Origin of the sequence: Polaribacter sp. PL03, assembly GCF_033875165.1 — a bacterium.
Lineage (GTDB): Bacteria > Bacteroidota > Bacteroidia > Flavobacteriales > Flavobacteriaceae > Polaribacter.
On record NZ_JAWZSV010000004.1, the window covers coordinates 385,402 to 398,872 of the forward strand.

General features: G+C 29.7%; 6 protein-coding genes. 1 reads left to right on the top strand and 5 read right to left on the bottom strand.

The features are described from left to right. Window positions 1-210 precede the first annotated feature (210 nt). Window positions 211-6,651: a T9SS type A sorting domain-containing protein gene (locus SHK09_RS10490; RefSeq protein WP_319810728.1), complete on the top strand. Its 6,441-nt coding sequence runs from the start codon at window positions 211-213 to the stop codon at window positions 6,649-6,651. Window positions 6,652-7,456: 805 nt separating this feature from the next. On the opposite strand, the gene SHK09_RS10495 is transcribed toward SHK09_RS10490, so the two are convergent. The 5 genes from SHK09_RS10495 to gndA form a co-directional block, all read right to left on the bottom strand. Then, window positions 7,457-8,224, bottom strand: a complete 768-nt coding sequence (locus SHK09_RS10495; RefSeq protein WP_319810729.1) for a glucose 1-dehydrogenase — start codon at window positions 8,222-8,224, stop codon at window positions 7,457-7,459. Between the two features lie 20 nt (window positions 8,225-8,244). After that, complete coding sequence (locus SHK09_RS10500; RefSeq protein WP_319810730.1) at window positions 8,245-9,336, bottom strand: polysaccharide lyase family 7 protein; 1,092 nt, start codon at window positions 9,334-9,336, stop codon at window positions 8,245-8,247. Between the two features lies 1 nt (window position 9,337). After that, a complete protein-coding gene (locus SHK09_RS10505) occupies window positions 9,338-10,039 on the bottom strand; it encodes a FadR/GntR family transcriptional regulator (protein ID WP_319810731.1) in 702 nt (233 codons plus the stop codon). 65 nt (window positions 10,040-10,104) lie between these two features. Then, window positions 10,105-11,379, bottom strand: coding sequence for an Nramp family divalent metal transporter (locus tag SHK09_RS10510; RefSeq protein WP_319810732.1), 1,275 nt, complete (start codon window positions 11,377-11,379; stop codon window positions 10,105-10,107). A gap of 24 nt (window positions 11,380-11,403) precedes the next feature. After that, entirely contained in the window at window positions 11,404-13,266 is a 1,863-nt protein-coding gene (gene gndA / locus SHK09_RS10515; protein WP_319810733.1) for an NADP-dependent phosphogluconate dehydrogenase, read from the bottom strand. Between the last annotated feature and the right edge of the window lie 205 nt (window positions 13,267-13,471).

A 13,471-nucleotide genomic window follows, 5' to 3' on the forward strand; every position in this document is an offset into this window, starting at 1 on the left:
GTAAAAATAATAATCATAAAATGATATTAATTGGGAAATAATACGTCTTATCAAAGGCACTTTTTAATCATCTAGAATAAATTAAGATGATGTTTTTGTTTGAAAATCAGTAAATTAGTATTGTGACTTCCTTGAGAAAGAGGTGTCATAAAATAAACATTAAGAATGTGAAATATGTTATTTTACATTTATAATTTTTTAAAAAAAAATATGTATAAATATTTAAAAAAAACGATATTATTTGGGGATATAATACGTTCTAATAAAATTGTCCTCATTTTATTTCTTTTATTTTCAATAAATACCTTTTCTCAGTCTAGTACAGATACTGATGGAGATGGTATTGTAAATGCTATAGATTTAGATGATGATAATGATGGTATTTTAGATTATATAGAAGATGGAGGTACTCTTAATTGTACAAATGGATCTACTATTAATAGTACGAGAGTTCCGTCTGCATATGCAGTAAATACTAATTTGCAAAATCAATTACCTCTAACAGGTTTTTCTAATGGTGCATTTAATGTTGATGTAGCTTTTAGTGGAAGCGCACAATTTGTTAGTAGCGGTAATGGTATTCAAGTTCAAAATGATCCTTCTACAGGAGAATTCATTTACTTTCAACCTGTTAATACAGCAAAATTATCTACAGGAAATTATGCAACCATAACAATTGCTTTCCCTCAATCTGTTTCAGATTTCTCATTTATTTCAGAAGGAATAAATGGTAACGATTATTATGAAATTACTGCGTTTAATAATGGTGTAGAAATTGTAATAGATCAATCTAACTTTAGTAATTTTCAACCTAGTACTTTTAATAATTCAAATTGGGAATTTATAAAACCTAACCAAATTGTAGGGCATCAAAATGGAGGAGGAACAGGAATTGAAGAAAATACTTTTGATTTTAAAATAGGAGGTTTTGTAGATACCATTGTAATTAGAACAGGTAAGCAACAAGACAATACTTTTGGCACAGGCAATACAGTTACCACAGCAATTACTGCTGTAAGTTTTTGTACTGTAGTGGATGGGCCAGTAGCAGGAAGAGATTTTGATGGAGATGGTATTCCTAATAGTCAAGATTTAGATTCTGACAATGACGGTATTTATGATATTATTGAAGCAGGTGGTATAGATGCAAATAAAGATGGTCTTTCAGATGATTTAAAGGATTCAGATAATGATGGTGTAAAAGACTCTTATGATGAATATTGTAAGGTTAGTACTACTTCTGTAGTAACAGATTATGCAAATGCAGTTACAAAATCAACTTTTTTTACAAATACAAATAATGCAATTGGAATTCCTGGTAATACTTATGCTTCGGGTCCAACCTCATATCCTGGGTCAAACCCATATTCTCTAGTTTTAGATTTTCCTCAAACTTTAATTGCAGGAACAAAATTAAAAATATCTTTAGGAGCAAGTTCGGGTACCTCAAGTTTTAGATTTAGCCAATCAGATATAAATGGAAATAATGAAGTTAATAAAGTTTATAATAAGAATGTAAGTTCAAATGGGCCAATTTCATTTGATTATACTGTTAGTGCTAATACAGATTATATAAAATTAGAAACATATCAAGAATTTGCTCGAATTTACGGGGTAGAATATACGATAACTAATACAAGCCAAACAAACTGTTCTGGTACTAAATTAATACCAAAACAAACTACTGTAGGTGTTTTAGATTTTTTAAGTATAGATTCAGATAACGATGGTTGCCCAGATACAATAGAAGCTGGTTTTTTAGATGATAATTATAACGGAGTTATAGATGGAACAAGTATTGATTCTGATGGAGTAGTTCAAGGGAGTAACGGTTATACAGGTACAAAACTAGCAGTAACAGACAGTACTTTAAATTCTTGTCCGGTAGATTCTGATGGAGATGGACTTTTTGATGTTGTAGATTTAGATGATGATAATGATGGTATTTTAGATACATTAGAATGTGGCGGTTTAGAATACACTACTATGGTTGTTAATAGCGGTGTTACTAAAGCTTTTAATATTAACGGATCTACAGATGGGTATATAATAGATGTATCTTCTTTAGATAATAGTTTTAATTTAATTATAAATGGTATTCGTTTAGTACAAAATGAAATTCAGTTTCACCCTGGATCTAAATTAGACGGACAGTCTTTAATTCATTTTGCATCTGATAATACATATTTTGGAAAAAACGGAAATTCAAATATTTGGTCATTAAATTATAAAAACCAAGATCCATCATTCCTATCTCTAAGAATTTTTATATCTTCAACAGGAAATTTTAGTATTCAGGGTAAGCGAACTAAAACGGCAGCTTTCGAAGATTTAAGTATAGATGCAGATGATCCTCAATTTAACCAAGTAATTTGGTACTCTGCTGCAACAAATGTTATAGAGATTTCTCAATTAGTAAGCGGACCAACATTTTTCTATTCAATAGGCTACGGATTAAATTGTACTAGTGATATCGATGGAGATGGTATACCAAACCATTTAGATTTAGATTCAGATAACGATGGAATTCCTGATGTTATTGAGGCTGGTGGTGTAGATGTAAATAAAGATGGTTTAGCAGATGATGACGATAATAATATAGATAATACAGGTTCTAATGGTATTCCTACTTCTGCAGCTGCGGGTAATGTACCTTTAGATAGTGATTTAGATAGTATTCCTAATCATTTAGATATCGATTCAGATAATGATGGTATTCCAGATAATATAGAAGCACAACTTTCTGCAACATATATTGCTCCAAGTGGTGTAGGTTCTACTATTACAGATGCAAATAATAATGGTGTAGATGATAATTATGAAGTAGATGGTATTGGTCTTATTCCAGTAAATACAGATATAAGTAATGATGTAATCTCAGATTATTTAGATTTAGACTCAGATAATGATGGCATTGCAGATATTGCAGAAAATGGAGACGTAGATAATGTAGCTTCTGGTATAGATACAGATAGTGATGGCTTAGATGATGCTTTTGATGATAATGATGATTCAAGTATTTTAGGTTCAACTGTAAATGATGGTTTAGGTGCCGGAAATAAAGTAATAGATGCTGCTACTTTAGATGCTGCTTACGGAGATGAGGACAACGATTTTCCGGGAACAGGTGATGTTGATTTTAGAGATATTTTAGATACAGATAAAGATGGAATTCCAAATAATTTAGATATTGATGCAGATAATGACGGTATTTTAAATACAGCAGAAGCTGGTGGTAACTTACCTAATGGAGATGAAGATGGTGATGGTATTCCTAATTATAAAGATAATTCTGATGATGGAAATTTAGGAGATAGCTCTACAACTAATTATACAGATTCTAATGCAGATGGTATTCCAGATGTGTTTGATACAGATAATGATGGTATTGCTAATCATTTAGATTTAGATGCAGATAATGATGGAATTCCAGATAATATCGAAGCACAATCTACAATAGATTATATTCAACCCTCAGGAAACGATACAGATAAAGATGGTTTAGATGATGCATATGATATGACTTCAACGGGGCTTCTAAATGGAATAGGTTCAGTTGGTTTAATCGCAGTTAATACAGATGTTTCTGCAAGTGTAGGTTCAGACGTTATTCCAGATTTCTTAGATTTAGATTCAGATGGCGACGGTTTATTTGATGTTGATGAATCTGGAGCTGGTTTACCAAACGATGGAAATGGAGCTTCTACTGGAACTTTTGGAATTAACGGATTAAATAATCTTGCAGAAACTGGTAATGTAGATTTAGGTTACACAGATATTAATGGAGAATATGATAATACGCAGACAGATAATTTTACAGATACAGATGGTGATGTATTAACAATTGGTGATGTAGATTATAGAGATATTTCAGATGATGGTATTCCAATGATTACGCAAGTATATCAATTTGGTGATGAAAAATGGATAGAAATTACGAACATTCACACAACTAAAAGTATTGCAGAAAATCTAATTAGTATTCAATTATATAAAAATACATTAGGTGATAAAACAGGTGTTATTCCAACAGTTTCATATACGTTTACAGATGTATTAGCACCCGGTAAATCTATTTTATTCAGAAATTCTTCTAATGGTTCTATTACTAATTTTAATAATTCAGATCCTACAAGAATAATTACTAATAATGAATTAACATCGCTTGCTGGTGCTAATGATATTATTACTTTATCTAAACTTAACGGTGTAAACTCATATAAAAATAGATATGATGTAATAGAAGCTTTTGCAGATAAAACCTCATATGTAAGAATAGATGAAGTATTAATTCCTAACAAAACTTATACATCAAACGAATGGGTTGTGTTTATAGATGACGCTTTAGATCCTTATGAGTATTTAGTTACTAATGCAGAAAGACATCCTCATGATCCTTTAATTTCGGAAATTGAGAGTTCTAATACAGAAGCAAATACTTTATTAGGGTTGCATAGAATTAAAAAAACGACAAGAATAGGTGCAACTTGGAACAATGGTTTTCCTGATAGATCTAGATATGTAGCCGTAAATGAAAACTATGAACATAAAGATGCAAGGTTAAGTGCTCGTAAATTAGAAATAGAAGGTTCAAATATTTTATCTTTAGACAGTCAGTTATTAGTAGTTACCAATAATGTAAATATTGCTGCTAATGCAGAGATTCGCTTAGTAGGTAAAAGTCAGTTTATACAGACACATTCTGGTGTTGCAGATGTTACAGGAAAAGGTAAATTATATGTAGAGCAGAACTCAGAATTAGCAAATGTTTATAGATATAATTATATGAGTTCTCCTGTTACAACAATTGGTGCAGGAACTTACAGTATAGAAAGTGTTTTAAAAGACGGTACAACTTCAATTAGTCATGCAGGTATAGTTGGTCAAGGAGCATCTAACATTGCTAGAAATATTAACTTTGTTGGTGGTTATGATGGTAGTACTGGTACGCCTATTAATATAGCAGATTATTGGATTTATACTTTTGCTAGTGCAAACGGAAATAGATCTGGATATGAACACAAATATAAAAGTGGAACAATTGCTACAACAGATGGTTTTATATTTAAAGGACCAGAATTAGCTCAAAATTATACTTTTGTAGGGAGTCCTAATGATGGAAACCAAACAACAATGGTTGGTGCTAATGATTCTTATTTATTAGGAAACCCATTTCCATCTGCATTAAATGGTTTAAAATTTATTAAAGATAATTTAAGTTCTATAGATGGTAGTTTGTATTTCTGGGACCATGTAGGTGAAGAAAATACTTCTACTCAGACAAGTGGTCATAATTACGCAGGTTATGTTGGTGGTTATGCTACTTTAAATCTTTCTATGTCTGTACCAGGTTTAAAACCAGCAGTTGGTGCTTTTAATATTACTTTAGAATCAAATAGTGCAACTACAAGTGGTTTGTTAATAGTAGAAGACATAGAGAAACCTATCCGATTAAATACAAATATTCATTTTATTGAGTTCAATGCTATTACTAGAGCAACAGATGTAATTAAAGTGAAATATAAATCTGCTACAGGGAAAAAATTAATTTTTAAGGTAGATAATAATGTAGTTAATACGTACAATTTACCAGCAAGTTCTAATTATACAACATTTACTATTAATGAATGTGTTATAGTTGGTTCTGTTATTAGGTTCGAATCTTTAGATACAAATAATATCGATTTAGACTACATTGTAATGAGCGATGATGATGGGGATATTTCTTGTGCACCTTCTAGTGGTACAGACAGTACAGTCTTTAAAACGCCAGGAACGTATATTCCTGTGGGGCAAGGATTCTTTATTGGAGGAAGCGCTACTGGAGGAAATATTGTTTTTAATAATAGCCAAAGACAATATATAACAGAAGACTCTGGAAATGCTGTTTTCTTTAAAACAGCTAAGAAAACACAAGAAGAGGTTATCGATAAAGGAGACTTTAATAGACTTCCTCTAATAAAACTAGGAATGGATTTTGTGAGTGAAGAAGGAAAATCTTTACACCGCCAAATAGGTGTTTCATTTAGCCCTAACAATAGTTTTAGTTTTGATAAAGGCTACGATAGTGAAATAAACGATTTAGGTGCAACAGATATTTATTGGAAGTTTTCTAATAATGATAGTAAGTATGTAATTGCTGGAGTTGAAAATATTTCTACTTCTTTAGAGATACCTTTTGAAATTACAATGAACTCTAAAGGTACTGTTGTTTTAAAAATTGATGACATTAATAAAGTAACAGAAAACATGTTTGTTAAAGATAAGTTAGATAATAAATTTTACTCTATAACAAACAATCAAGTTGCCTTACAATTAGATAAAGGAAAGCATGTAGATCGCTTTGCCATTGTTTTTAAAGAGGGGAAAGTTTTAAGTACAGAAGAAGTAAACAATCCTGTAATAGAAAGTCAAATAGTAGTTTTCTTAGATAAAGATAGTAATGAGTTGGTAATTGAAAACAAGAACAACTTAAGTATAGAAAAGATAACTTTATTTAACTTATTAGGGCAGAAAGTAAAGAGTTTTATAACTACGGAATCTAAAACTCAATACAGATTAGAAATAAAGAACCTTTCTACTACTATTTACATAGCAAATATTAAAACAGAGAAGGGAATAATTTCTAAGAAAATATTAATAGAAAATTAGAAGATAAAATACATTATATAATAAACCTCTGTGAGTTTTTACTTTCGGAGGTTTTTTAATTATAGGTGTACGTTTTAAAAAATATAATATTATTTACATTTTTCAGAATGTCTCTTACTCATTTATTCGGAATCATATCTATGGTTAAATTAATGCGTTCTTCATTTCCGTTATTAATTACCTAATAAGAGTCTAAGAGTTTTAAGAACCAACATTTTCCTAGTTTCATGTTTACACTTGTATCATTTAAATTAAAGACCGTTTCATCATTATTTAAACATAGTAATAGTTTTACGGATAACTAATTTTTCTATTTCTAGACCTAAAGTAGGATCTATATGTTTTCTAACTTCAGATTTTGTTGCTAATCCTAATGATCGCACTAAAGTTATAGTTGTGCTCTTCTAAAAAGTTTAAAAAACACTTTTTTAATAAGGAGATTTATTAAGAGAGAGAGAATCTAACCAATCAGTCAAAGAACCATCCGGGTAATCTTCTTAAAGAGGAGGAAATAGCAAAGAATTATCTACCAAATATACAGATGCTATAAGCTGAATTACTTTATAGTATTTAAATTTATCTAATGTTAAATTCTAGTTTCTGTAAGCATTTTTCTATATCAAATAAAAAAGGTAATTGTACTTTATCTTTATTTGTAATAGATGTTTTAAATTCGAACATAAATGTTTTATTAAATAAATTAATTTTTCACTAAAGTATTTACGAAGTTTTTAGGAAGAAGGTAAGTTTAATATTTATAAAAAGCATGCAGTTTTAGGGATAACTACATGCTATTTAATGTTAATTACATGTTGTAAACTCCACCATTTATATCTAGTGTAGCACCTGTTATAAAACCATCATATTCAGAAGCCAAATACAATACAGCCCTAGCAACATCGGCAGAATTTCCTGCTCTTTGTATTGGTATACCAGCTGTTGTTTCTGCTGCAGATTCTTTTGTTGTGTGTGTATTATGAAATGAAGTGCCTAGAATAAGACCTGGCGCAACTGCATTTACTCTAGTACCTTGTGGGCCAAGTTCTGTAGATAATGCTCTGGTAAAGGTTAAAATTGCTCCTTTACTTGTTGCGTAAACTAAAGATCCCGGATGCCCACCTTTTCGTCCTGCAAGTGATGCTAAATTAACAATACTACTATTTTTATTTTTTCCTAAATATTTTGCTGCCGCTCTAGATACAAACATCATAGAAGTAAGGTTTATATCCATTACTTTATGCCAAAAATCAGTTTCCATATCATTTAGCATTTTACGCGCAACAAGTGAACCTGCATTGTTAATTAATATATCTAGACCACCAAAGGTTGTTACGGTTTTCTCTACCATAGCATTGGCATCTTCTTCCTTTGTTAAATCTCCACTTATAGCAATTGCTTTCTGTCCTTTACTAAGCGCATATTCTACTAATTTATTTGCAGTATCTGCACTAGAAAAGTAGTGAATAGCAACATTAGAACCACTGTCTATAAAATGTCTAGAGATAGATTCTCCAATTCCTTGAGCACCAGCAGTTATAAGTATGTTTTTGCCAGCTAACTTATTATTATCCATATTATTATAAATTAATTGAATTAATCGTTTTTAGTAAAATAACCTTCATTAGATACTGCAGTTTTACTTATAGATATACTACCTTTCTTAAACCAAACTTCAGCATAATTTCCATCCTCATATTGTTTTTGAATATCTCCACCATGAGTTTCTGCTCTAGAACACCAGTTTTTATTAATTTTAGGAGATTTTCCGTTTGTTTGATTGTATGCACCAAGTTTAAAAAAACAACCTTCACCAGAATAAGCAGCTTCACGCTCAACACCATCTTGACCTATTGGTACAAATAATTTTTGTGTTTGTTCTGGTATGTTTGCTTTTTTAGTATATTCAGAAACTATTAAGTTTTTTGTAAATGTTTTAGTTTCATGACCTTCACTTGTAAATTTTAAAGACATAATTCCACCTTTAACTTCAATTTCATAACTAAACTCTTCACCTAAAGCAATACCGTCTTCTGGTTCTTTAGGATAGGTGTTCTCATCAGTTCCAACAACAGAAAAGTTATTTCCCCAAACAGCAGAAGAATAATCCCATCTTAAAGAATTATCATCACCTTTTGTATTAATTTCATAATGCCAAAATACAGAACCTTTTGTTTGACCAGGAAACTTTTTGTAAAATATTTTAAGAGGCTCATTTTCATGCTTGTCTGCACTATGAATTTGACCAACTACTACAGCATGAGAAGCTGCTACACGGGCATCTCCAGTTGCAGAAACATTCATTACTTTAAGAGTTGCAGTTAATTTATCATCAGCGGTTTTAGGATACCATTTTTTAGTCTGTGCTAACTCAGTTCTTGTATTGTTTGATGTACCGTGAGTGTCTCCGCCATTTGGAGCTTTAAAAACAACCCAATTATTTTCACCATCATTTTCAGTGTAAAAGAAATCTTTATTCTCAAAATTATTAGCAATACCAGCATTAGAACCATCTCCTAAAATTAATTTCCAATGATCAAAAAACGGAATTACTTCACTTGCGTAAACGGTTTTTTTAATTTCGTTATTAATTATGGATGTGTCAGTTTTCTTGCTATTATTTTTACAATTACTAAATATTAATAGAACTATTAGTATTGCTAATGTTGTTGAATTGTTTGTTTTCATTTTAATCTTTATTTTTTATGTGGTTTGATAATTTATAAAAATGTGCATTCATCATTTCCTTTGCTAATTCTGGATTTTGAGATTTTATTGCTAAAAAAATGTTTTCATGTTTTTCTATTTCTGTAATTACTAAGTCTCCTTCACAAACAGTATCTCTTTCGTAAGTCTTTAAAATTGGTGGTATTAATAACAGCATTAAAGACACCATTGTGTTGTTTTTACTAGCTTTAGCTATTGCTAAATGGAATAATAAATCTTCTTCTAAATAATCATCTCCAACAGAAATTTTAGCTTTAAAAGCATTTAAAGTATCTTCTATATTTTGTAAATCAGTTTCTGTACGTCTTTTAGAAGCTAACCAAACAGTCTTTAATTCTAAAGAGATTCTAGTTTCTACAAGTTCATTAAAAGAAGGTGCATCTAAAGAAATAATTTCTTCTACCATACCGTTAAAGCCTATTAAACCAATTGTTAAAACAGTACCACTTTGAGACATTGATTTTACCAAACCGTAAAATTCTAACTTTCTAATTGCTTCTCTAATATGATTTCTTTTCACATTAAACCGCTCAGACATTATTCTTTCTGAAGGTAGTTTGTCTCCGCTTTCTAAATTTTTAGCATTAATAAAATCTCTAATATTACAGATGATAATATTTTGCGTTAACCTATTAGAATTTTCGTCTATTAAACTTATTTTCACTTTAATTAATTTTTATTTGGTTAAATATTTCAATCAATTTGTTTCGTTTTTATTTTACAATAGCATTAAAAATATTCTAAAAGAGCAAGAACACCATTATATGAAATAATTAAAGAGAAAAACAATGCAGCATACAAACCAATGTAAACGCCAAGGCTTGTTTTATACTCTTTCATAACTTTTTTACTACTTAGCATTAATATTATTGCTAGAACTACAATTGGTAATACAAACACATTAAAAACTTGAGATAGTATTTGAATTTCAATAGGATTTGCACCAAAAGCAGGACCAATTAAAGCGACTAAACAAGCGATTGCTGTTATTATTCTAAACTGACGAGAAGTAGTATCTAGTGTTCCAGATTGATAATCTGCAATTAACAATGGCGCAATTAGTAAACATGGAAAAATTGAAGATAAACCAGCACTTAATGCACCAAAAAAGAAGATACTTACCGCCCATTTACCTGCAACTGGTTCTAATGTATTTGCCATATCTAAAACTTGTGTAACAATTTTGCCTTCATGAAATAAAGCTCCACAAGCTACTGCCATAATTGTAGCACTAATTATAAATATTAAAACTGCCGCTGTAATAGAATCTTTTTTCTGTTGTTTTAAATTCTTAATAGTCCAACCTTTTCCTTTTACAAAAAGTGGTCTCGATAAAAAAGTAGCAGAAGCCATTGTGGTACCAACAAAAGCAGCTACTAACATTTTACCTCCAGGAACTTCTGGTATTGTTGGTATTAAGCCTTTAATTACATCTACAGAAAGTGGTTGTACAAAACATAAAGACAAAATAAAAGATAAGCCCATTAAAGTAACAAATATTACAAGTATTTTTTCGAAAAAAGTATATTTACCAACTAACATTAGTAAATAGAAAATTACTATTATTATAGTTGCAGTTGCTAAAACAGTTTCATATTTATAAGGAATTAAACCTTCAAAATTTACGACTAATATTTCAAAAATAATATTTGCTGAAATTCCTAAAATTCCCATTAAAGAATTCCATTGACCAAAGGTGATACCAATAATAATTAAAATAGCTAAAGCTTTACCAAATTTTAAATGTTTTTTAAATCCAAACAGTGCTGTTTCTCCCGTAATTAAAGCATAGTTACCATATGCAAACATTAAAATACCAGAAAATATACAACTTAATAAAAGTACCCATAATAATTGCATTCCAAATTTACTTCCTGCAACAATCATAGAAGTTACACTACCTGTACCAATGGTATAACCAATAGCAAAAATACCAGGTCCGAAACCTAAAATAATAGCAATTAGTTTTTTAAATAAGGATTTTTTACTTTCTGTTGTTGGCATATTATAATAGCTTTAGTTTAATTATTAAATCCACTTTGTATGATGAAATTTCCCAGAATCTTCATCGTTTCTTTGATATGTATGTGCTCCAAAATAATCTCTTTGTGCTTGTATTAAATTTGCTGATGAGTTTGCAGCTGCAAAACTGTTTAGAAAATTAATTGATTCGCTTAAATTAGGAATTGCTAATTCATTTAAAACACATTCAGAAACCACTTTCTTTACACTTGGTTTTAAAGTTTTTAATTGTTGAATTATAAGATTGTCTGTTAATAGATTGTCTGTTGTTTTAAAGATTGAGACTAACTCTACCATTAAATCAGATTTTATGATACAGCCATTTGTCCATATTCTAGACAATTCACTTAGATTTAAATCCCAATTATAACTTATAGAGGCTTGGTTTATTAATTTAAATCCTTGATAATGATTTATTATTCTTGCGAATTGATATGCTTTTAAAAGATTATCATTAGTTATATTTAATTTAGAACTAGCTTCAGAACTTATTTTTTTACTTGCTGCTACTCTTTCATCTTTATAAAATGAAGTGTAACGAGCAAATAGGGCAGAAGCAATCATGGTACTTGGTACACCTAGCTCTGCAGTAGAAATAGTTGTCCAGTTTCCCGTGCCTTTATTGCCAGCTTTGTCCATTATTTTATTTACTAACCAATCAGTACCTTCTTTTTTTCTTAGAATATTTATAGTAATTTCTAATAAATAACTATTTGTGGTTTCTTTCCAAGATTCTAAAATTGTAGCAATTTCATCAGGACTGTTACCTTGATATTTTAAAATAGTATAGATTTCTGCTAGTAATTGCATTTCAACATATTCTATTCCATTATGAACCATTTTTACAAAATGTCCACTTCCTTCTGTACCTATATATGTACAACAAGGTAAATTATTTTTGTCTTTAGCAGCAATAGCTTCTAAGTAAGGTTTAATATATTTATAAGTTTCCTTGGCGCCACCTGGCATTATCGAAGGACCTTTTAAAGCACCTTCTTCGCCACCAGAAACACCAGCTCCAATAAAGTGAATGTTTTTAGACTTCAAATAATCAAATCTTTCTTTTGTTTTATTGTAGTTAGAGTTACCTCCATCAATTAAAATATCTCCTTCAGATAAGAACGGTAAAAGATCTTCTATAACAGTATCTATAATTTTACCAGCGTTTACCATCAACATTATTTTTCTTGGCGCTTGTAAAGAATTTACAAAAGATGCAATATTATCAAAGGGTAGGGCAGTAGATAATTCTTTAAACTCATTTTTAAAGTTTACCGCAATGTTTTCTTCTTGTTCAGCAACATGTCTGTTAAATAAAGATATTTTAAATCCTTTATTTGCAAGGTTTCTACTTAAACTTTTTCCCATAACACCAAGTCCAAATAAACCAAATGCTGTTTTTTCTAATAATTCTTTTTTAATCACTTTTACAATATCATTAGGAGTTAAACTAATATCTATTTTAATTGCATTTTCTGGTTCTTCTAAAATATCAAACTGAGATTTCAATAAATTAGAATTCATAAAATGACCTTCTCTATTATTAATTCTTTCTGTAATTTGTTCAAATGAACCATGAAGAAAAATCCATTTTGAGTTTTGTTGAATTTTTGTACTTAAAATATCCCGATATTTTGCTTTTAAAGCAGAACATACAATAACACAACCTTTATTTGTTACATGTTTTAAAGCAAGTTTGTTTAAAGTTTGCAACCATTCTTTTCTATCATTATCATCTAAAGCTTTTCCTTTAGACATTTTTATAATATTCCTTTCAGGATGATAATCATCACCATCAAAAAAAGGAATATTTAATTTTTTAGATAATAAATTACCCATGGTGCTTTTTCCTACACCAGAAACTCCCATGATAAATATAATTTTAGCTTCGATTTTATTTGTTTTTTTTGGTTACCCAGTTTGGTTATCCAATTTGGGTACCCAAATATATGTTTTTTATTTTTAATATTTTATTTAGAAAACAAAATATTTTTTTTGAACAGAAAAATTAATTCTAAATAATTATAGTAGAAAAAAAGGATATGCATGTAATTTTTTGGCAAAAAAAAACTCA